Source organism: Bremerella cremea, assembly GCF_039541315.1.
Taxonomy (GTDB): domain Bacteria; phylum Planctomycetota; class Planctomycetia; order Pirellulales; family Pirellulaceae; genus Bremerella; species Bremerella cremea.
On sequence record NZ_BAABFZ010000005.1, the window covers coordinates 49,752 to 71,058 of the forward strand.

Below are 21,307 nucleotides of genomic sequence, written 5' to 3' on the forward strand. Positions count from 1 at the left end.
CTGGTAGATGGCATCTGTTCTGGTTATCGACGACGATCCGGATCTTGTTCTTAAGCAGGTACACTCCATCCTCAAGGGTATGGATATTCCGGTCGAGTCGGCCACCACCGGCGCAGCGGGCGTGCAGATGGTCTCGGAATTGAAGCCAGAGGTTGTCCTGCTGGACCTGCGTTTGCCAGACGCCTCGGGACTGGATGTTTATCAAGAGATTCGCCAGGTTGATGCCCGAATTCCCGTCATCTTTATCACAACCGCCAAAGGGGCGGATACCGCGATCGAAGCGATGAAACAGGGAGCCTACGACTACCTGTTTAAGCCGGTCGAACTGCGTCAACTGGAACGCGTCTTGCATGAAGCACTGGAGGTTTCGCAGCGTATGCGCGAGCCAACGGTTGTGGCCGAGACGCTGCCAGAAGAGGACATCCAGGGGGCGATCATCGGTTCCTGTCCGCCGATGCTAGAAGTCTACAAGGCGATCGGTAGGGTTTCAGGTCAGGACGTTCCAGTTCTGATTACCGGAGAAAGCGGCACCGGCAAAGAGATGGTCGCAAGGGCCATCTATCAACATAGCAACCGCGGAAACGCACCGTTTCTGGCTCTCAATTGTGCCGCAATTCCTGAAAACCTGCTGGAAAGTGAGCTCTTTGGGCACGAGAAGGGAGCCTTCACCGGGGCCGATCGTCGCCGCATTGGCAAGTTCGAGCAATGCAACGGCGGCACGCTCTTTCTCGATGAAATTGGCGATATGCCGTTGGCATTACAAGCCAAGCTGTTGCGAGTGATTCAAGAACAATCGTTCGAGCGCATCGGTGGCAACGAGTCAATTCAAACCGATGTCCGGTTGATTGCCGCCACGCATCGCGACCTGAAAACCTGGTCGGAAGAAGGCAAGTTCCGGGCCGATCTTTATTATCGACTCGGTGTTTTTGCCGTGCACCTCCCTTCCCTGCGGGAGCGGGGAGACGATTTGCGAATGTTGGTTCAGCATTGTCTCCGTCGTTTCAGCCGCGAGTTAGGGAGGAATGTCAAAGACGTTTCACCAGATACGCTCGAGCTTTTGCAGAGTTACGCCTGGCCAGGTAACATTCGCGAGCTGCAAAACGTTTTGAAGCAGGCACTTTTACGGGCCACCGGCGACGTTCTTTTACCCGCCTTTTTGCCCGAACTGAGCGAAGGAAATACAGAAACACCTGTCGAAACCGACGGTTCTCCGAACCCTGAACTGGAACGATTGGTCCAGGAACTGCTCGAATCTAACTCGACCGACATTTATTCAGTCGTTCACGGACATGTCGATCGAATGCTGCTGAAAAAGGTCCTTGAATTCACCGGTGGCAGCCAACACAAGGCCGCCAGAGTACTTGGGATCGCCCGGCAGACCCTTCGCGTCAAGCTAAAAGACCTGGGAATCAGCGTAACCTTAAACGTCGAAAACGAAGACGACTAATGCTGGGAGCACCGAAAGGGTGCTCACCATTGGGAAATGTATTTACCCATCTGGCAATTTTCTTAACCGGTTTGCCCCTGATTTTGATGTCTCACGGCGCATAAATGGCGTCATTTCTTGAGCGTACCCCACCGGCAGTTCCCCCGACGTTTTTCGGAGCTCGGGGCATATTCGCCCATTTCTGAAGTTTGCAGAGCGTCCGTTTCAGAAACAAAACGGTCCGCGCAGCACAAGCTTACTTGGATGGATCGTCCTATTCTAAATCGGTCGTATCACCCCCATGCGACTTAGCCCCAGACGATCTCTCTTCCGATATTACGCTTCCTGGTTTGATTGCTCAGACCATCGAAGCATTTCTTTCATTGTCGATCTTCGAGGGTAGCCTGATGCGAGAGAACAATAGTTCACAATCGATTCGGATGCGTTCCGCATTTACTTTGGTCGAGTTGCTGGTGGTCATCGCGATTATCGGCGTATTGATCGCGCTTCTGTTACCAGCGGTCCAACAAGCTCGTGAAGCAGCGCGGCGTTCGCAGTGTCGTAATAATCTGAAACAAATTGGGCTCGCGCTACACAACTATCACGACGTCTTCCACGGCATGCCCCCATCGACGGTCCGCGCTCCTTACACCGAATCTTCAGGCTGGTTCGGCAAGCCTGGGTGGGGTTGGGGCGCCTTGATCTTGCCTTACGTCGAGCAGCCTGCCTTGCACGAACAACTTGGGGTTACCTCGAACCGTTTAACGAACTACGCGACGATCACCAACATGATCGAATTAACCCAGACCTCATTGCCGGTCTACCTTTGTCCTTCTTCGCCAGCACCGGAACTGAATGCGCAGTTCAAAAAGAATGCTTTCGCGACGAAAGATGTCCCGGCAACCTCCAATTACAAAGGGGTCTTTGGCTCGTTTAACGAAGGGGCGACCAGTGGAGGACCTTCCGATTGTCCCAGCGGTTGGTATCGCGGGTACTGCTTCGGAGCGGAAACCGGCATCTTTGGTGGCGGAAGTCATACAAGATTCCGCGACATCACCGATGGGACGTCCAACACGCTAACCGTTGGCGAAGTGACCTATGGAGATCTTGGAGATGGAATCGACCGGATGGCGGCGGTCTGGGTCGGGATGTACGACGGATCGGGCTACAGCGGAAATGATCAAGTCGTTCGTGTCACTCAGGAATCACTCGCCAACACGACGGCTCGTCGCATCAACGGTACCTTTCGAAACGCCTACAGTTCCCACCATCCCGGCGGTGCCCAGTTCGTCTTCGGCGACGGTTCGGTTCATTTTCTGCCAGAGACCATCGATGGCGCCACCATGGAAAACCTCGCCGATCGCGCCGACGGTAACACCATTGGACAGTACTAGTCATTTCCCTTGCTTTGACTTTCACCATTCTTCAGTGGCCAACGATCATGCGCATTCCAGATTCCGCCCACTCCCGGCGACTTGCCAAGTGCTATTCGCTTTCGCTCTTGTTATTGCTGTTGGCTACGCTCGGCTGTCAACGTGTCCCTGCCGATATGGGCTCGGTCAGTGGCACCGTGACCCTCGACGGTGAACCCGTTCGCCAGGCAATGGTGACCTTCACGCCTCAAACCGGCGGACGCGAATCATTCGGTGTCACCAACGAGTCAGGCGTCTACAAGCTGCGGTATTCATCCCAAGAGATGGGAGCCAAGATCGGTGGCCACGAGGTTCGCATTTGCCCTGTCGGTGTCGAGCCTCGGCAGCCACTCACAAAGCAGCAGCCTGCCGAAGATGGTCTTCCGGGGCATTACTACGGAAACGACTTTCTCGTGCAACAAGTGGCCGCCGGGCATAACACCATCGACCTGAACCTCAGCTCGACTCCACCGGCCAAGCCGACCGGGAAACGATGAACTATTCCGCCGCCGGAATGGTAAACGTCTTCCCAGCTGGGAAGGTCTGGATGTCGAGCGGACGCTTGGTGCCGGTGCCAAGTACCAGCGTGACGAATGAATCGCCGAGGACCTGGCACTCGTTGCCGTGCACTTCGATCGCCGTCGCCTCGTCGATTCCGATACCAACGAGCCCAGGATGATGTTGCACGGCGTAAAGCAGTCGATTCATGCGATTACGGGCCAGAAAGTGCTGATCGATGATCGCCCCCGGCAGCAGGTCGAACCCGACACCCATCACTGGAACTGGCTTGCTATGCGCGATCATCGTCTGACACTGAATCGCCGCCCCCGCTGACGTTCCACCGACGACACCACCCCGTGCGAGCAAGGTCTTCAATTCACGTTCGACGGCGGTACCTGCGTACACGTTGGAAAGCCTTGTTTGCGAACCACCACCGATCCAGACGCCACTTGCCTCTTTCAGTTCTGCGACGAACGCTTCCGTATCCGCCACATTGCGATCGGTCGTGTGCAAGACTTTCACACTGACAGCACCTCGTCCCTTCCAACGGGCGACGAGCCGTTCTTCGGGATCTGGCTTTTCTGTGGCCGTCGGAATGACCACAATCTTCGCCGCATTTCCTCCCGCCAGTTCCATAAAACGATCGACGATTGTGGAAGGCATCCCTCCACCGCCAACGATGATCAGGGAACCTTTCGGCGGATTGGAGAGCGTCGCCTCGTCTCCGAAGCTAGAAGTAATCAACAGACCAGCGATCATCCATGCTGTGAGCATTCGCACGATCATTTAAGGTACCTCTTACGGAAAGAGCGTTTAGGCATTGACCAATTTCATGAGACTTTCGACATATCGCGTGCCAGAAAACGCAGACTGCGGAGCGACCTCCTCGATCTGCTTCAGTTGCTCGTCAGTCAGATCAATCTGCAGCGCCACCAGGTTTTGCTCTAGGTATTTGACCTTCTTCGTTCCGAATACCGGAATCACATGGCCCGCCTGCTTCATCACCCAGGCCAGTGCGAACTGGGCCGGAGTGAAGCCACTTTCGGAGGCGATTAACTCAATCTGCCGAACCACCTCCAGATTCTTCTCGAAGTTCTCGCCTTGGAATCGTGGCGAGTGACGACGATAGTCATCTTCTTCCAGGTCCTCAAATCGTTTCAGGCTACCGGTCAAGAATCCACGCCCTAAGGGGCTGTACGCGACGAACGTAATTCCGAGCTTGCCACACGCATCGATAACGCCGTCATCGACTGCGTCACGACTCCAAATCGAGAACTCGGTTTGTACCGCTGAAATCGGGTGAACGGTAACTGCCCGTTGAATGGTTGCGACTGATGCTTCGGACAACCCGAGATAGCGAACCTTACCCTCTTCGACTAGTTCCTTCATCGCGCCGACTGTGTCCTCGATCGGCACATTCTGATCGACGCGATGCTGATAGTAGAGATCGATCGTGTCGATCCCCAGTCGCTTCAGCGAAGCGTGACAGCATTGGCGGACATAATCGGGATGGCCATTGATTCCACGCTTCTGAGGGTCGTTGGGGTCGCGAACGATACCGAACTTGGTCGCAACGAATGCTGACTCGCGCCGATCTCGGATTGCCTCGCCGATCAACATTTCGTTCGTGTGGGGGCCGTACATATCGGCCGTATCAAGAAAGTTCAGTCCGGCATCGAGGGCTGCGTGAATGGTGGCGATCGACTGGGCGTCGTCGCGGACTCCATACAGGTCGCTCATGCCCATGCAACCGAGTGCGACTGCCGAGACGAGACAACCATCGGGACCTAATTTTTTGTATCGCATCTGCCGCTACCTTTTTCCTGATCGCATTTCGTTTCCAGGATTCACATTGACTTAGCTAAGGCTGGAAACCGAAGTCGAGAATTGTTGTCATGGTACATGATAGCGGTTCGGGCCCTGGCAACCTTATTTTTCCAGGCCGGTTTTATGCCTTTCCGAGTCATCCTGACGCACAATAGCCAACTCCAAGCTATCTTTGCAGATTCTTTACGTCTAACCCCACAGTGGTGGCATCCTCCCTTGGATCGTCGGACTTGGCAAGTTACAACGATGAGAATCGCTTTCCCGCTTAGCAGAATCTAGTTGCACCAACCGCCCACCTGTTGGACTCATGAAACTAACCGCGAAAATTGTCGGCATCTTTCTTCTGGGTATCGTGCTGCTGACGACCCTATACGGGTATCTCACGGTTCAAAGCGAATACCAACAGTTTAAAGAAACCAAACTGCAAAACGCCGCGTCGCTCGGAAACGAAGTTCGCGAAACGCTGGTCGTGGCCTGGAAGAACGGCGGGCATCAAGGTGCCATTCAATTGGTTTCGAGTTTTGCCAGCCGTCATCAACAGATGACCATTCGCTGGGTCGCCCCAGGTAGTTCGCAGCAGACCGAAACGAAACCGCCGCCATCGGAAGAGTTAAAACGAGCCACTCCCGAAGCAATGGTGTCGATGACAACTCGCGATGCGACCGGTAAAGAGCACTATCAGATTTACTACCCGATCGATGTCGAAAAAGATCGAGCGGGTTACGTCGAGTTTACCGTCCCGCTGGACGACGTCGCCGAATACACCCGGATGACCACGTACCGCACGATGTTGGTCATCGGCGCGATGCTGTTATGCGGCGCGGTCGTTTCGCTGCTGGGTATCCGCCTGGTGGGGCGGCGTCTTGAGAAACTGGTCGACAAGACACGCCGCATCAGCAGCGGGCGGTTCGACGAACCGGTCGAGATCAGCGGTAATGACGAGATCGCCCAATTGGGTTCCGCGTTGAATCAGATGAGCGATCAGCTCAACCAGCAGCAACAAGAGATCCGCGAAGAGTCGGCCGCACGTCTCGCCGCAACGGAACAGCTTCGGCATGCGGATCGTTTGAAGACGGTCGGTCGCCTCGCTTCCGGTATGGCCCATGAACTCGGTACGCCTCTCAATGTGGTATCTGGACGCGCTGGACTGATTTCCTCGGGACGACTCAGCGACGACGAAGTTCGTGACAGCGCGGTGATCATCAAGTCGGAAGCGGATCGCATGGCGGCGATCATTCGGCAACTTCTCGACTTCGCCCGCCGCCGCGAACCACAGCGGTTGCCAATCAACCTGGAAGACGTCGTTCAGAACGCGGTCAGCCTATTGCAACCGCTTGCCAAACAGCGTCAGGTCGAATTGGTCGTCACGAAAACCATTCCCAACAAGGCCGCTGTAGACTCTGGGCAGATCCAACAGGTTCTTACCAACCTGATCGTCAATGCGATCCACGCCAGTCCCGCGGAATCGCAGGTTCGCATAAGCCTGACAACTGTTTCGGCATTGCCACCTCATTCAGAGCCCCATTATCCGGTGCCGTTTGCTTGCATCACCGTCGAAGACGATGGCAACGGCATCTCAGACGAAAGCATGCCACATCTGTTCGATCCTTTCTTCACGACGAAAGAAGTTGGTGAAGGAACCGGGCTGGGGCTGTCGGTTTCGTACGGAATTGTCGAAGATCATAGTGGCTGGATCGATGTTACCAGCCAGGTCGGCCAAGGAAGCCGATTCTCCGTCTTTCTTCCCCAACAGGTGGCATAATGGATCCCAATTCGCAAGGTCGCATTCTGATCGTCGACGACGAGGCGAACATGTGCCAGTTGTTGGAGGTCGACTTGCGTTTGCGTGGCTATCAACCCACCTGGCGAACCTCGGCAGAGGAAGCATTGGAACTGGTCAAGTCAGAAGATTTCGACGTTGTGCTGACCGACCTGAGAATGCGCGGACTCAGTGGGACGGAACTTTGCGAACGCATCGCCGCCAACCGGCCTGATATTCCGGTGATTGTGATGACCGCGTTCGGCAGCCTCGAAACGGCTGTCGCCGCGATTCGCGCAGGCGCCTATGACTTTGTGACCAAGCCGATTGAGATGGAGATCCTCGCAATTACGCTGCAGCGTGCGGTGACCCATCGCCAGCTTCAAGAGAAGATCAAAGTCCTTAGCGAAGGAACCGAATCTACGGCCCACTTCGAATCGATGATCGGTAGCAGCCCTGCCATGACGCGGTTGTACGACCAGATCTCGCGAATTGCGACGACCGAAACCGCTGTCCTGGTTTGCGGTGAAAGCGGAACCGGTAAAGAGCTGGTTGCCAAATCAATCCATCAACGAAGCCGTCGCAGCCAGGGACCATTCGTCCCGGTGAACTGCGCTGCGCTACCTGAAGCTTTGCTCGAAAGCGAATTGTTCGGTCACGCCAAAGGTGCCTTCACCGACGCCAAGGCTCAGCGACGCGGGCTCTTTCTACAAGCCGAAAAAGGCACACTGTTCCTCGACGAAATTGGCGAGTTACCTTTAGCTATGCAGCCAAAACTGCTGCGAGCTTTGGAAGAAGGACGCGTCCGTCCGGTAGGCGGGGATCAAGAAGTCCCGTTCGATGTCCGAATCGTTACGGCGACCAACCGCGATTTGCTGACGGAAGTCGAAGAAGGGCGCTTTCGCGAAGATCTCTTTTACCGCATCAATGTGATTCAGCTCGATCTCCCTCCCTTGAGGGCACGTGGTACCGATACTTTGATGCTGGCTCAAAGGTTTGTCGAGCAATCGGCAAAACGATCGCAGCGAAACGTCACGGGTATCTCGGACCCTGCGGCCGAACGCTTGCTGAACTACTCTTGGCCAGGCAACGTCCGCGAACTGCGAAACATCATGGAGCGGGCCGTCGCGTTGACGCCATTCGACAAGATCGCCGTCGATGACCTTCCCGAAAAGATTCGAGACTACCGCAGTTCGCAGGTCTTTATCGGAGGGGACGACCCGAGCGAACTTGTCCCCATGCAAGAGGTCGAGCGGCGTTACATCCTGCATGTGCTGCAGGCCGCCGACAATAACAAATCGGTTGCCGCCCAGATCCTGGGGCTCGATCGAAAGACCCTCTATCGAAAACTTAAACAATATGGCGTAAGCGACTCGGACTAGTCCTTCGCCCAGTGCACGATTTCAGATCGCATGCTTCAGGGAAGATCCGTCATTCGGGTCTTCCCTTTTCTTTTGCGATTGCAGCACTCGCTAACCCGGCACTCCGCTGCCTTCTTATCGCCAAATCTCCGTGGCACATTGACCCGCTGGGGCAAAATGCCCCGCGTGATTCTCTCGGTTTCGCATAAACCCCTGGAAAACAGGCACTTTTCGCCTCTGGCACGCCACTTGCCTTTAGGTGAGGCACGAGTGGTGACGAGCCACGTGACGTTATCCGTCGACGGCCAACACCGGTCGCCGACAAGCATTCATCAACGGCCAATCAACAGAACAAGGAACGATCTAGTGGCAACCGATACCAAGCACGCAGTTCACGATCGTATCAACGAACTGACTGAGGAAATTAAGATTCGTAGTGCTCCCTTTTGTCGTCTGCTCGACGAGATGGGACGCGTCATCGTCGGCCAGAAGCAGCTTCTGCATCGCATGCAGGTCGGCTTGCTCACCAATGGTCACTTGCTTATTGAAGGTGTCCCTGGTCTCGCGAAGACGACTGCGGTCGCTTGTCTGGCGAAGGGAATTCAGACCGGCTTCCAGCGAATCCAATTCACGCCTGACCTCCTTCCGGCGGACTTGATTGGGACGCAGATCTATCGCCCGCAAGATCAGAAGTTCGCCATTCAAAAAGGTCCGATTTTCTCGAACCTGATTCTGGCTGACGAAATCAACCGTGCTCCGGCCAAGGTTCAAAGTGCCTTGCTGGAAGCAATGCAGGAACGCCAGGTCACGATCGGCCATACGACCTATCAACTGGACGACCCATTCCTGGTGATGGCAACCCAAAACCCGATCGAACAGGAAGGGACTTACCCGCTGCCAGAAGCTCAGATGGACCGCTTCATGCTGAAGGTAATGGTGGGCCATCCGAGCCGTGAAGAGGAGATTCAGATTCTCGATCGCATGTCGCGAACGAAGACATCGATGGAAGTGAATCCGACTCTCACCCCGGAAGAGATCATACGGGCTCGTGACCTGATCGACGAAATCTACGTCGATGGCAAAGTTCGCGATTACATCGTCGACCTGGTCATGGCAACTCGCGAACCAGCCTCGTTCCACCTGCCGATTGCGGACTTGATCCAGTACGGGGTTTCGCCACGGGCAACGATCAACCTCACTTTGGCAGCCAAGGCAAATGCCTTCCTGCATGGACGTGGATACGTGGTGCCAGGCGACGTGAAAGAGATTGCACTCGATGTGCTGCGTCATCGTGTCATCATCACTTACGAAGCCGAGGCCGAGGAAAAGACGTCGGACGACATTGTCCGATCGATTCTCGACCACGTCCCGGTTCCTTAATCGAGCATCATTCCCCCCCGCGTTTGGCCGACCGGCCTCGGCTCGGCCAAACGCGTCTCCTTAAAAACCACCCAGGCACCCGGTTTAACAAGAGATTCCCAACCATGATCCCTCGCGAAGTCTTACAGAAGATTCGCCGCATTCAGATTCGGACGTCGCACCTGGCGGACAATCTTTTGGCGGGTCAGTATCACTCGGCCTTCAAAGGCCGCGGGGTCGAATTCGAAGAAGTTCGTCCCTATCGGATTGGCGACGACGTCCGCGCGATTGATTGGAATGTGACGGCCCGCTCCGGCGAACCGTTCGTAAAGCTGTTCCGCGAAGAACGTCAGTTGACCGTCACGCTTTTGGTCGACCTGAGTGCCTCGCAGGGGCTCGGAACGCATTGGCAAACCAAGCGAGAACTGATCGCCGAACTTGGAGCGACAATTGCTTATTCCGCGATGAAGAATAACGACAAGATCGCCTTGACCCTCTTTACCGACGGCATCGAGAAGGCGATTCCCCCTCGTAGCGGATCGCGGCATGTGCTGCGGGTCATTCGCGAACTCCTTTACTGTCAGCCCATGGGACATGGCACGGATATCACAACTGCCCTCGAGCATTTGAATCGCACAGCCAAGCGGCGCTCGGTCGCTTTCCTGGTAAGTGACTTTCAAGACCGTGGGTATGAAAAGGCCTTGAAGGTGGCCCGGCGGAAGCATGATGTGATCCCGATCGTCGTGACCGATCAACGCGAGTTCGAGCTGCCCGATGTCGGACTGCTTGAACTAGTCGACTCGGAAACGGGCGAAATCGCCATGATCGATACCTCCAGCAACAGGCAGCGACGCCTGTACGCGGAACGAGCCCGTGAGATCGCCACAACTCGCGATCAGCTTTTCAAACGGCTTCGCATGGACCCGATCTACGTGAGCACTGGCGACGACTTTGTTGACCCACTACGCAAGTTTTTCCACCAAAGGGAGTGCCGTCGATGAGAACTCATTTCAGGAACACGACCTCCATGGCCTTGGCGATGCTCGCCCTGGTGGGAGTCGCGGGGAATTTGTTCGCAGCACCCACCAGCGACGCAATCTCCCGTAGCGTAAAGCAAGGGCCGGTGGATGTAACCGTGACCCTGGCCAAATCGGACGCTCAGATTGCGGAACCGGTCGAGCTGACGATTTCGGTCAAAGCCCCGAGCAACGTTGCCATCACCCTTCCACAAGAACAGAAGGCACTTGGCACGCTAAATGTACTTAGGTCGATTGACGTCTCGGACGTCCCGACCGCCGACGGTCGCCAGTGGGAACGAACCTACCAGATCGAGAGCCTGGTGCCAGGTGAACACATGATTCCGCCCATTTCGATCGCCTATACCGACCGACGTGAACCGGCCGCCACCACTGAGACACTGGAAACGCCAGAGATCGCATTGAACGTTGTTAGCGTTCTGGAAGGCGAGCCTGATCCGCTTCAGTTTCGCGACGTGAAGGATGTAGTGAGCATGGCTCCGGAGCAGACCGATTCGCTGGCATGGGTCGGCTGGTCGGTCGGAAGTGCCGCCATGCTGGTTTGTGCTGCCGTTGCTTTGCTGGTCTGGCCAGGCCGAACGCGTCAGCTCACGCCGAAACAATGGGCCTTGAAACAGCTCCAGCAGCTTCGCGATAGCGAAGTGATGTCGGATGGCGATACCGAGCAGTTCTATGTTCGCCTGACCGACATCGTCCGCCAGTACATCGAACGCCAGTTCGCGATTGCCGCACCGATACTCACCTCTGACGAGTTTCTGGCCGAGGCAACGCAGCATCCGTCGCTTCAAGAAGAACAGCGAGCGTCGCTTCGCGTCTTCCTGTCGCTGGCCGACCTGGTCAAGTTCGCCCAGTTCCAGCCTTCGACCGAGGACGCCGGAATGGCGATCGACAAAGCAACTGATTTCATCCAAAAGTCCGCAAACCAAGCCGACGCAGCAACAACGAATAAGGAGACAAACTAATGTTCCAAGCAGCATCTGCCTGGTATTTGTTATTGCTTCTGCTGGTCCCCTTGCTGGTCTGGCGGATGATTGCTGGGCGTCGCCGCACTGCGGTCGCGTTCAGCTCCACGGGCTGGCTCCATGGTCTCACTCCGACCTGGAAGCAGCGTCTTGCCTGGGTTCCCTCTGCAATGCGTGTCGCGGCGATTACCCTCTTGATCGTCTCGTTGGCACGCTTGCAGGAGGGACGCAAGCAGACGGTTGCCGACAGCGAAGGGATCGCCATCGAGATGGTCGTGGACCGTTCCGGAAGCATGCAAGCCATGGACTTTGAAGTCGACGGTCAGCCGGTCGATCGACTGACCGCCGTGAAGGATGTCGCCCAGAAGTTTATCTCTGGCGGCGACGAACTCGATGGCCGCAGTAACGACCTGGTTGGCCTGGTGACCTTCGCCCGCTACGCCGATGGCATCGCACCACCAACGCTTGATCATCCTTACACGATCGGACAGCTCGATCGCACCAAGATCGCGACTGACCGCAACGAAGATGGCACCGCGATTGGCGATGCCATTGGCCTGGCAGTCGAAAAGCTGGCTGCATTGGGCGAAAGCGATCAACGCAAGATGAAGAGCAAAGTTGTCATCTTGCTGACCGACGGCGAGAACAACGCCGGTGATATCGATCCCGTCATGGCGGCCGAGTTGGCCTCGACCATGGACATCAAGGTTTACACCATTGGTGTCGGTACCAAGGGGCGAGCCCCGGTGCCGGTTGTCGATCCGTTCACCGGACAGCAAACCTTCCAGTGGGCCCAAGTCAACATCGACGAAGACACGCTGAAGAAAGTGGCGGAAGCAACCGGCGGCCAGTACTACCGAGCCACCGATACCGCTTCGCTGGAAAAGATCTACGCCGAGATCGACCAGCTTGAAAAGACTCGCGTCGAAGACAAGCACTTTGTCGACTATCGCGAACTGGCCATTGAACCGATCAACGCTGGCTGGGCCACCGTGCCTCCGCTGGTCCTGATCGCCTTTTGGCTGCTGGTTGGCCAAATCGTGTTGAACAATACCGTCTACCGCAAGATTACCGAGTGAGTGAACGAATGGATATTCAATTTGGCAACTTGTCGAGCCTCAACTGGCTGTGGATCGTGGCGATCGTGGTCGGTGTGATGATGATGGCGATGGTCGCTCGCCGCCGAGCTTTGGCTCGCTTCGCGACTTCCAACCTGATTCCCCTGTTCGCTCCCAAGGGAGGAACAGTTCGACATATCGTGAAATTCTTCTTGTTAACTGGTGCCCTGGTTGCCATGGTCCTTGCCTTAGTGGATATCCGCTGGGGCAAGACCTGGCGCGAGGTGCCGCAGCGAGGGATCGAAGTGATGTTCGTCTTGGACGTGTCACGTTCGATGCTCGCCGAAGACGCCACACCAAACCGGCTCGAGCGAGCCAAACAGCAGATCACCGACATGATGGACGCTATGCCTGGCGACCGAGTCGGCCTGGTGGCCTTCGCCGGCGACGCTCGACAGATGGTTCCTTTGACGAGCCATCACTACGACTTCAAGAAGACCCTGAGCGAAGTTGGCCCGATGGACGTGAAGCGAGGCGGTTCACGTCTGGGGGACGCCCTTCAGTTGGCGGCCGATGGTTTCCTGGATCAGAACGGTGACCACAAGGCGATCGTCGTTTTCACCGATGGTGAAGATCAGGAAAGCGATCCGGTGGGCGTGGCCAAGCAGCTTCACGCTGACCACGGCATCCGCGTCTTCACCGTGGGACTGGGTGACATGGACCATGGTGCTCGAATCCCGGACGCCAAGGCAAGTGGTTACGCCTATATGGAATATCAAGGCCAACAGGTCTGGTCGAAGATGGACGGAGCCACGCTGAAACAAGTCGCTCTCGCAACCGACGGAGCCTACATTCCAGCCGGAACCAAGCAGGTCGACATGGGCGACATCTATCACAGTTACGTGCAGCAGGTGGAAGCCCAGGATTTCGAGACCGCTCGCATCAACAGCTACGTCCCGCGCTACCAATGGTTTGTCGGCTTGTCGCTGCTGCTGTTGTTGACCGATACGTTGCTTTCGACTGTCTCGCCTAAACGAGTTCCTTCGAACGTCGCCGATAGCGAACCAACGATTACTTCTGAAAGTGGACCGATGAAACGCTTCCCAGGACATCGCTCGATTCCCACCGCCGCGGCATGCTTGGCACTGCTTTTGCTTTCACCATTGGCAATCCAGGCCTCGGAAGTCTCGTCCCTTGTCGAGCAAGGCAACCAGGCACTTCATTCCGGAGATGTCGAAACCGCAATGAGCAGCTATCAGGCCGCCGCTGAGCAGAAGCCAGACTCGCCACAACTGCTCTACAACCAGGCTGTCGCTCAATACCGAGCTGGTCAGATGACGCAGGCCCGCGAATTGTTCACCCAAACGATTGCTTCCGGCAACCCTGAACTGGCCGCCAAGGCAAGCTACAACCTCGGCAACTGCGACTACTCCGAAGCGGTTCAGCTCGCTCAAACCGACAAGGCTGCTGCGATCCAGCGATTAAACTCGGCCGTTTCCCACTACCGCAGTGCCCTGGCCGACAACACCGCGGACACCGATGCCCGAGCCAATGCTCAACTGGCGACGATGCTGATCGACCAACTTCAACAGCAACAGGACCAACAGCAACAGGACCAACAACAACAGGACCAACAACAACAGGACCAACAACAACAGGACCAACAACAACAGGACCAACAACAACAGGACCAACAGCAACAGGATCAGCAGCAACAGGATCAGCAGCAACAGGATCAGCAGCAACAGGATCAGCAGCAACAGGATCAGCAGCAACAGGATCAGCAGCAGCAGGATCAGCAGCAGAACTCCGGCGGCATGCCGCAGTACGGCCAGGCCGATCCGAACTCCATGGACGAGATGCGTCCGATGACCAAGGAAGAAGCCCAGAAGATGTTGCAGGCCGTTCGTGACCGCGAACTGATGCGACGCCTTCAGAATCAACAGCAGGCTGACCGGCGACGTGTGCCTGTCGATCGCGACTGGTAGAAGCCGTCACACCTCGATTTAAAAAGCTTTCGGACTGTTACGTCCCTTTCCCCAACGAGCCCAACGATGAGAACCACATTTCCCACGCTTACGAAATCGATTGCCGTCGCCGTGATGTTATTCTCGGCGGCAGCGGTGGCCCACGCAGGCCAGATCCAAGCCTCCTTGTCGGCGCGCGAAGCTTACGTCGGTGCACCGGTTATGCTGTATCTCGAAGTGGCGGACTCGTCATCCCACGACCAGCCGCAAATCGCTTCAGTTTCTGGCCTCGACATCAAGGCCAGTGGCACCCCCAGCCGCAGCAGTCAAACCACGATCATTAACGGTCGACGCACCGATCGTACCTCGACGACCTATACCTGGCAGGTAATCCCTCGCCAGGAAGGAACGTTCGAGATCCCACCGATTCGCGTTGAAGTGGACGGCCAGGTCGAACAGACCCGGCCGCTCCGCTTCGCTGCCACCAAGAGCGAAACCGGCGACCTGCTTTTCGCTGAGGTGACTGGCCAACAGAAGCAGATCTATGTGGGCCAACCGTTGCCGCTCACCTTGAACATGTGGGTGAAGCCATATCACGATCGCGAATACGACATCACGCTTTCGGAAGAGAACATGTGGCAACTCATCTCGCAGGGAACCAACTGGGGTGTCTTTGGCGAACGCCTGGAAGAACTCGCTGAAAAGAACCAGCGACCAGGCGGGGTCGAAGTGCTGCGTGAGGATTCCAATGGCGACTCACGCTCGTACTATCAATACAAGATTGAAGCCACCATCTACCCGAAGCGTCCTGGTCAGATCGACGTTGGTGACCTGCAGATTGTGGTCGACTACCCGACGAAGCTCGAAAAAGGACGCGATCCATTCGGCTCAATGTTTGAAGATGACTTCTTTGGTGGACGCTTCCCATTCGCCGACCGAGGATTCTCACCTTTCAACCGCAACACGTTGACGATCGCTGCCAGCCGTCCTGTGGTGGCGAGTGCGGAAGTCGCTCCGATTGATGTCACGGCAATCCCAATGGCAGGCCGTCCGGCTGATTATCGGGGAACCGTCGGTCACTATCAGATCGTCACGCATGCCGTGCCTACGTCGGTCAAGGCAGGCGATCCTATCACTTTGCACATCGGAATTCGTGGTGACGGTCCGATGGACCTGGTTCAGGCTCCACCCCTGGCATCGCTTCCGCAGTTGACGGCAGACTTCAAGGTGGCCAACGAGCCGCTCGCTGGGATCGTCGAAGGCGACACGAAGCTGTTCACCACCACGATTCGTCCTCGCCGGGCCGGAATCACCGAGATCCCTGCCATTCCACTTTCCTACTTCGATCCAACAACCGAGAAGTTCGTCACCGTCGAAAGCACTCCGATCGCGATTGAAGTGGCCGAGGCCGAGCGTCTGGCACTCGAATCGATTGTTGGTGCTCCGCACGATAACAGCACGCCAGGTACAGCCGCGGCAGCCGAACCGCGAAAGTTTGACCCTGCGATCTACTCTGGTAGCGACGCAATTGTTTCCACCTCGAAGGCCAGTCAGTGGCTGTGGATCGCAGCAGCCATGCTTCCTGCGTTGATCGTCGGAGGTGCCTGGTTCAGTCGTCGACGGATGAACTCGGACAACTCCGCAAGTTCCCCTTCGCATCACCAAACGCAGAAGGCCATTCACTTGGCCCACAATCCAGCCGAGATTGGCTCTGCTTTAGCGAGCTATATCGGTCAGCGATTCAACCATGGTAACCATCCCACCGCTCGGACTTTCACTCGTAGTGAAGTGACCGCACAACTTCGTGCGGCAGGCCAGACCGAGTTGGCTGCCCGCGTGGAAGCACTGTTGATCCAGTGCGAACAAGCGGCCTACGGTGCCTCCGGCAACCAGACCACGGACGGACTGAAATCCGAAGCAACTGCCATTATGTCGGAACTTTCGCGTGCCAAGTTGGGCGGCACCGATCGTTCCGCGGCAGTTCGCGTCGGGTACCGTCAAGCGATTGCAGTGGCCTGCATCGTGCTGGCAGCACTCGCGATAGGTATACCAACCGGTTTGCATCTGGCGAAGCAGACGCCTTTAACGGAGAACATGGCTACGAACGTTGAACCACAATCGCACGATTCAGCCATGCTGGCATCGTTGAGCGATTCGCAAAAAGCGACCTTATTGGAAGAAGCCAATGCGGCCTACCAGCGTGGAATGACCAGCGGAACAGAAGATGCCGCAACGGCGAACGAAGCCTTTTCGCAAGCGGCCGCCAAGTATCAGCAGTTGGTAGACAGTGGCATTCGCAATAGCGATTTGTATGTGAACCTGGCGAACGCTTACGTTCAAGCAGGCTCACCAGGGCGAGCGATCGCGAACTACGAACGAGCTCTGCAACTTAATCCATACCATGGACAGGCCTTCCAGAACCTGAAGCTGACCCAGTCAGGTTTGCACCCAGAAGCAACATCGGCCATGGCTGCCAGCAGCGGATGGCAGCAGACGTTGACTCACTGGACCAGCAATGTTTCGCCAATACTGGGTGTGGTGCTTGCTGCGGCTGCCTGGTCGACGCTTTGCATCGCCGTTGTCGGCGGCATGTTCGTCCCGAGTGCCATGTGGCGATGGGCAACGATTCCTGCGACCTGTGTTCTGCTGGTCGGGGTGACCTTGGCCAACGTTCACCGCTTCACCGAAACACACCGAGTCCAGGCCATCGTCGCAGCTCCGACGGTCGCCTTACGAGACGCTCCCGGGGATAACTTTCCTGAAAACCCAAGTCACACCGTGACTGAAGGGGAATCGCTGGAAGTGTTGAAAGCGAATGGCCCGTGGCTGCAAGTGCAAACGCCAACCGGTTCGATCGGTTGGATCTCGCAGCCGCAAGTCGAATTACTTGACACCTAAAGGGAGCGGCTCGACTGGTACGACCGAATCGCTCTTGCAGGATCCGGGCAGCGATCCTCAAAAGGCCGCCGACACCCCTCCACAGGTATCGGCGGCCTTCCTTTTTTTATCCTTCGTCTTGTTGTTATTTGGCGACCTCGAACATCCGGCTATAAGCTATCGTGTTCTTGCCATCCTTCTGTGGCCTCCACTTCTTATTGAGGGCAATCGGCAAGTCTGATGTGAGCGACGGCGGACCGGAAGTTGCCATGGTTTGGAATTGCTTGTCTCCGTTAAGCGTTTGCCAAAGCGTTTGATTGGGGATCTTGTTCTCAAAACGTGACCACTGCGTTGACATCACGCAATGCAATGGACGTTTCGCGGTTCGGTCTTTCGCTAGAAAGTTCCACATGGAAAGGATTGGGGTGGCATTGTTGCTACCGTGGTGACCAACTTTATAGAGGTCTACATCTTCCAAGATCGTTTCAAGTGGCAGTCCAAACGAACTAGTCGGACCGGTTCCCTTTTGATTGATCCAATGCCACGCCCCAACCTCGGCATCGCCGGGGAACAGCATGGTGAAGTTGCCGAACTTCAAGAGTAGCACGACGCTCGTGTTGTTGATGTGGCTATCAAGTTCACGGACAAACCCGAGCAGTTGCGAGCCACGCAAACGATCTAGCTTTTCTACCAGCCATCGAACGTTGTCCTTGTTGCCATGAGAACGTCGCTCCATCGCGGCCTGTGGGAAGATTGGCGGAACACCATAGGGACCATACTTTTGGTCAAAGGCAATCATCTTTCCGTTGTCATCCGCATTCTCGTCCGCAAAACCGGCAAGTCGCGCCCAGAGTTCGTCCTGGCGTCCTTCCTTCTTAAGTGCATCCCAGTGATCTGGCCCTGCAGGGCCGAGGATCTGCATTTGTAGACCAGGGATCAATCCCGTCGCTTTGGACTTGAAGCCCGACGAGACGTACTCAACCTTAGACCCGGCAGCTTTCCAGCGAGAGATCCGTTCCAAAGCATCGCGGTTGGTGATTTGTTCCGTGTTAACCGCATCGCTCGAGAATCCGTGAAACGAAGCGACTTCGTCCGCTAGATCTCGCGTCGCGGCTTCTGCTAAGTCGATCTCTCCGCTTACTGCGAGAAGATTTTTCGATCCATAGAACCAGACTTCGTCGTCGGTCGAGCGATCGAAGCCAATGGATCGACGTCGAACGACTTCCTGCATGATGCTTTCGGTAATCTCTTGAGCTTCCACCATCGATTGCCGCATGAAGGCGGAACCGGAGTTCGGATCGCTGCTACCTCCAGGCAGATCGGCTTCCGGCTCTTCGGTCCATGGCTGGATGATGCGTTTCGGGGGAAGCATATTATCTTCAAGAAACTGGCCTGTTTTGCCTCCGAAACCGGACAGATGATCCAGATGCCGATGGGTTGCGATCAAAACATCCAGCTGAGACTTCCCATCTTCGCGTCGGCAATCCTCGACAATCTGCTCCGCTATTTTCATCATCGGCGGACTATCGGGATTACGACCGATCGATCCAAAATCGAACAACATACGGAATACGTTATTCTTGGCTGCCGACGTATGGAAGCTGACCAGAATCGAATCGCCAAGACCAACGTTGTAGACTTTGACTTCAATTGCTTTTGGTTTGGTAGCCACTACCACGATTCCTCCCAACCTGGACGCTCGTTACCGCAATAGGTACGCAGTTCGTGCAAACTCGCAAAAGAGGCGTTGATCCGCTGGCCATTTGCTCTGACAAGTCCTTGCTCCCAGACGTAACGCAGGAGGTCGGTTTGCCGCTCCCGATTATCGATATACTGAGGGATGTGATACTTTAGCTGCCCTCGGATATCGAAAATCAGGGTCCCCCCACCATAGAGATCGGCCTGAGCATTGGCGCTCAACTGCCGCGGTCGGCCGAAACCACAGCGAGTTAGGGCCGTTCCGGTCATCTTCGCACTTTGCACGTACTCGACAATTGTCTCGGAAAGAAGCATCCCCTCGGGTCCGATCCGTACTGACGGTTGAACCTTGGTTACCATCGTGTAGTAGTCATCCGAGATACCCAGCGCCTTGCGATTCTCCCAGAGGAAGCGAAACATTTCGTCGCGGTCGAACATCATGGCATGGTGGTCGGTACGATCTAGTCGAATCCAACTCTTCAGATTGGAACCGCCCCAAATCCCATCAGGCGAATCGGCGGCCGGAACAATTCCGTAAGATTCAAACGAGTCTTGGATGATCGCACGATAGCCATACTTACTATCATTCCCGACAAGTTCATAGTCGGCCGTCAAAAGGGCGGAAAGATACTCACCAAACGTCAAATGAACCGGAGGCAAATAGTCGAGCGCCCGAATGCAGATACTCATCATGTTGCGACACGCTTCTGCAACGCATTCAGCCAGCTGCCTTTGGCTGATCAGTTTTTCCTCGGGCTCTTTGCTGTTCTGAACTCCAACGACATAACAGCGGCGTTCGGCGATTCGAATTATCGACCGGAGTACAGCAGCGACTAATAATTCACCACGACGATGAGGCTCTTGAAACTCTCGTTGGCCCAGCAAGTCACGGCTCGGCTTGATGTTCAGGCTATCCCGCAAACCGGAGCCATGGACGCCTGCTCCTTTGCTTCCCATATCTTCGGCCAAGGTAAATATGGCCATCCCCGGACCCAGGCTCTGTCCGATATTACTCAGATTGTCATCCGTGTGATCGTAATTCGCGGAGACCGAAATGGCTTGATCGCTCTTGGTCAAGCCCTTACTCTGAGCTCGCTCTCCACCACTCATGATTCTTTGAATCAGATCCGGCGAGGAACCGACGGACAAGATGGCGATGATGTCCGAGAATCCTTCGTGAAACGCGGCCTGATCTGGAAGGGACGGCAGGACAAATCCTTCTCGCACTCCATCCAATAATGCGTGCGTTGTTTCATGGGCCACCACGTCGTGCGAAAGACAGGTAAAGCAGTTTTCGAGGCTTCCGTTCTGTGGGTCCGAAGTTTTTCGCGCGTAGTAGCCGAACAGGATTGCCTCGAGTTCGCGCGCGTAGAAAGCATTCTTTTGCCGAAAGGCGTGGGGGACGATCTTTAGTTGGTGCGTATCGAACTGCCAACTAACGTGACGACCAAGGGCGAACTCAAAGTTCCCGAGAATCTTCATCGCAATCGCATAGACGTTCTGCTGATGAAACTTAGGATTCTGAACCAATTCGTCCGCATCGCGATCGGCAAAGTGATCAATGTAGTACCCATCGCCGGCTGGATTTTCAGGCTCGTATAAGGTGCCAGTCGATGCGTCGTAGTCGATTACCCGGATTCGATAACCCGACGGTCCAGGCGCAAGCTGTTCCGCAGGAATATTCACCGTTGTGAGTAGTGGTTTCGCGCTTTGGTCGAGTACAGCAGTATCCTGAGCGATGATCGTTAATGGTCTGGTTTTAGCACTTCTCGGTACAGAGCCGGACATAGTGGTAACCTTGGACTTAGAGAATTCTGCGACGATGCAGCCTTTCACCAGCCGAAAGCGGGCATCGACGAGCCTTCCACCAGGCCCCCACTTGCTGGCGGTTACCAGATTAACCTACGGCAACCAGCGAAATCTACCACTTTCTGGGTATTCAGTAGAATATTCATCTTCTATCACTCGGACATGGCTATATTTATTGCCTTGCTCTATATGGCATTTGATAACAGCCAACGTCAAGAAGATGCCTACTAGCGCATGAAAAAGCCTGGCTGGTC

At 55.6% G+C, this 21,307-nt stretch carries 15 protein-coding genes; 11 read left to right on the plus strand and 4 right to left on the minus strand.

What is annotated here, in order from left to right; translation table 11 throughout:
• Window positions 1–7: 7 nt before the first annotated feature.
• The 3 genes from ABD890_RS17385 (at window position 8) to ABD890_RS17395 (ending at window position 3,335) form a co-directional block, all read left to right on the plus strand.
• A complete protein-coding gene (locus ABD890_RS17385) occupies window positions 8–1,447 on the plus strand; it encodes a sigma-54-dependent transcriptional regulator (RefSeq protein WP_345092554.1) in 1,440 nt (479 codons plus the stop codon).
• Window positions 1,448–1,866: 419 nt separating this feature from the next.
• On the plus strand, window positions 1,867–2,820 hold the full coding sequence (locus tag ABD890_RS17390; RefSeq protein WP_345092557.1) for a DUF1559 family PulG-like putative transporter: 954 nt from the start codon (window positions 1,867–1,869) through the stop codon (window positions 2,818–2,820).
• A 47-nt stretch (window positions 2,821–2,867) separates the two neighbouring features.
• Window positions 2,868–3,335, plus strand: a complete 468-nt coding sequence (locus ABD890_RS17395) for a carboxypeptidase-like regulatory domain-containing protein (protein ID WP_345092560.1) — start codon at window positions 2,868–2,870, stop codon at window positions 3,333–3,335.
• 1 nt (window position 3,336) lies between these two features.
• Here ABD890_RS17395 and ABD890_RS17400 read toward each other — a convergent pair whose 3' ends face one another.
• Both ABD890_RS17400 and ABD890_RS17405 read right to left on the minus strand, forming a co-directional pair.
• Window positions 3,337–4,125, minus strand: a complete 789-nt coding sequence (locus ABD890_RS17400; protein WP_345092563.1) for a cyanophycinase — start codon at window positions 4,123–4,125, stop codon at window positions 3,337–3,339.
• A gap of 27 nt (window positions 4,126–4,152) precedes the next feature.
• Window positions 4,153–5,145, minus strand: a complete 993-nt coding sequence (locus ABD890_RS17405; RefSeq protein ID WP_345092566.1) for an aldo/keto reductase — start codon at window positions 5,143–5,145, stop codon at window positions 4,153–4,155.
• Window positions 5,146–5,473: 328 nt separating this feature from the next.
• Between ABD890_RS17405 and ABD890_RS17410 the strand changes: the two genes are divergently transcribed.
• The 8 genes from ABD890_RS17410 to ABD890_RS17445 all read left to right on the plus strand — a co-directional run bounded on the left by ABD890_RS17410 (window position 5,474) and on the right by ABD890_RS17445 (window position 17,567).
• Window positions 5,474–6,928, plus strand: a complete 1,455-nt coding sequence (locus tag ABD890_RS17410; RefSeq protein ID WP_345092569.1) for a sensor histidine kinase — start codon at window positions 5,474–5,476, stop codon at window positions 6,926–6,928.
• Window positions 6,928–8,307, plus strand: a complete 1,380-nt coding sequence (locus tag ABD890_RS17415) for a sigma-54-dependent transcriptional regulator (protein WP_345092572.1) — start codon at window positions 6,928–6,930, stop codon at window positions 8,305–8,307. Before ABD890_RS17410 ends, ABD890_RS17415 begins: the two co-directional genes overlap by 1 nt.
• Window positions 8,308–8,751: 444 nt before the next feature.
• The gene (locus ABD890_RS17420) at window positions 8,752–9,666 is read left to right on the plus strand and encodes an AAA family ATPase (RefSeq protein ID WP_345095037.1); all 915 of its coding nucleotides are present in this window, start codon (window positions 8,752–8,754) and stop codon (window positions 9,664–9,666) included.
• Window positions 9,667–9,770: 104 nt separating this feature from the next.
• Complete coding sequence (locus tag ABD890_RS17425; protein WP_345092577.1) at window positions 9,771–10,646, plus strand: DUF58 domain-containing protein; 876 nt, start codon at window positions 9,771–9,773, stop codon at window positions 10,644–10,646.
• Window positions 10,643–11,644, plus strand: a complete 1,002-nt coding sequence (locus tag ABD890_RS17430; RefSeq protein ID WP_345092580.1) for a hypothetical protein — start codon at window positions 10,643–10,645, stop codon at window positions 11,642–11,644. Before ABD890_RS17425 ends, ABD890_RS17430 begins: the two co-directional genes overlap by 4 nt.
• Window positions 11,644–12,723 carry a vWA domain-containing protein gene (locus tag ABD890_RS17435; RefSeq protein WP_345092583.1) on the plus strand — a complete coding sequence of 360 codons (1,080 nt, stop codon included), beginning with the start codon at window positions 11,644–11,646 and terminating at the stop codon, window positions 12,721–12,723. Before ABD890_RS17430 ends, ABD890_RS17435 begins: the two co-directional genes overlap by 1 nt.
• Window positions 12,720–14,690 carry a VWA domain-containing protein gene (locus tag ABD890_RS17440; protein ID WP_345092586.1) on the plus strand — a complete coding sequence of 657 codons (1,971 nt, stop codon included), beginning with the start codon at window positions 12,720–12,722 and terminating at the stop codon, window positions 14,688–14,690. The genes ABD890_RS17435 and ABD890_RS17440 overlap by 4 nt, the downstream gene beginning before the upstream one ends.
• 66 nt (window positions 14,691–14,756) lie before the next feature.
• Window positions 14,757–17,567, plus strand: a complete 2,811-nt coding sequence (locus ABD890_RS17445) for a BatD family protein (RefSeq protein WP_345092589.1) — start codon at window positions 14,757–14,759, stop codon at window positions 17,565–17,567.
• A 124-nt stretch (window positions 17,568–17,691) separates the two neighbouring features.
• Here the strand turns inward: ABD890_RS17445 and ABD890_RS17450 are convergent, their stop codons facing one another.
• Both ABD890_RS17450 and ABD890_RS17455 read right to left on the minus strand, forming a co-directional pair.
• Window positions 17,692–19,218, minus strand: coding sequence for a ComEC/Rec2 family competence protein (locus tag ABD890_RS17450; protein ID WP_345092592.1), 1,527 nt, complete (start codon window positions 19,216–19,218; stop codon window positions 17,692–17,694).
• On the minus strand, window positions 19,218–21,080 hold the full coding sequence (locus ABD890_RS17455) for a gluzincin family metallopeptidase (protein ID WP_345092594.1): 1,863 nt from the start codon (window positions 21,078–21,080) through the stop codon (window positions 19,218–19,220). Before ABD890_RS17455 ends, ABD890_RS17450 begins: the two co-directional genes overlap by 1 nt.
• Window positions 21,081–21,307 lie beyond the last annotated feature (227 nt).

Excerpts from the sequence above, each read along its gene's own strand:
- ABD890_RS17425 (WP_345092577.1), top strand. The coding sequence starts at position 9,771 with ATGATCCCTCGCGAAGTCTTACAGAAGATTCGCCGCATTCAGATTCGG.
- ABD890_RS17420 (WP_345095037.1), top strand. The coding sequence starts at position 8,752 with ATGGGACGCGTCATCGTCGGCCAGAAGCAGCTTCTGCATCGCATGCAG.
- ABD890_RS17430 (WP_345092580.1), top strand. The coding sequence starts at position 10,643 with ATGAGAACTCATTTCAGGAACACGACCTCCATGGCCTTGGCGATGCTC.
- ABD890_RS17445 (WP_345092589.1), top strand. The coding sequence starts at position 14,757 with ATGAGAACCACATTTCCCACGCTTACGAAATCGATTGCCGTCGCCGTG.
- ABD890_RS17395 (WP_345092560.1), top strand. The coding sequence starts at position 2,868 with ATGCGCATTCCAGATTCCGCCCACTCCCGGCGACTTGCCAAGTGCTAT.
- ABD890_RS17410 (WP_345092569.1), top strand. The coding sequence starts at position 5,474 with ATGAAACTAACCGCGAAAATTGTCGGCATCTTTCTTCTGGGTATCGTG.
- ABD890_RS17435 (WP_345092583.1), top strand. The coding sequence starts at position 11,644 with ATGTTCCAAGCAGCATCTGCCTGGTATTTGTTATTGCTTCTGCTGGTC.
- ABD890_RS17385 (WP_345092554.1), top strand. The coding sequence starts at position 8 with ATGGCATCTGTTCTGGTTATCGACGACGATCCGGATCTTGTTCTTAAG.
- ABD890_RS17405 (WP_345092566.1), bottom strand. The coding sequence starts at position 5,145 with ATGCGATACAAAAAATTAGGTCCCGATGGTTGTCTCGTCTCGGCAGTC.
- ABD890_RS17390 (WP_345092557.1), top strand. The coding sequence starts at position 1,867 with ATGCGTTCCGCATTTACTTTGGTCGAGTTGCTGGTGGTCATCGCGATT.
- ABD890_RS17415 (WP_345092572.1), top strand. The coding sequence starts at position 6,928 with ATGGATCCCAATTCGCAAGGTCGCATTCTGATCGTCGACGACGAGGCG.
- ABD890_RS17400 (WP_345092563.1), bottom strand. The coding sequence starts at position 4,125 with ATGATCGTGCGAATGCTCACAGCATGGATGATCGCTGGTCTGTTGATT.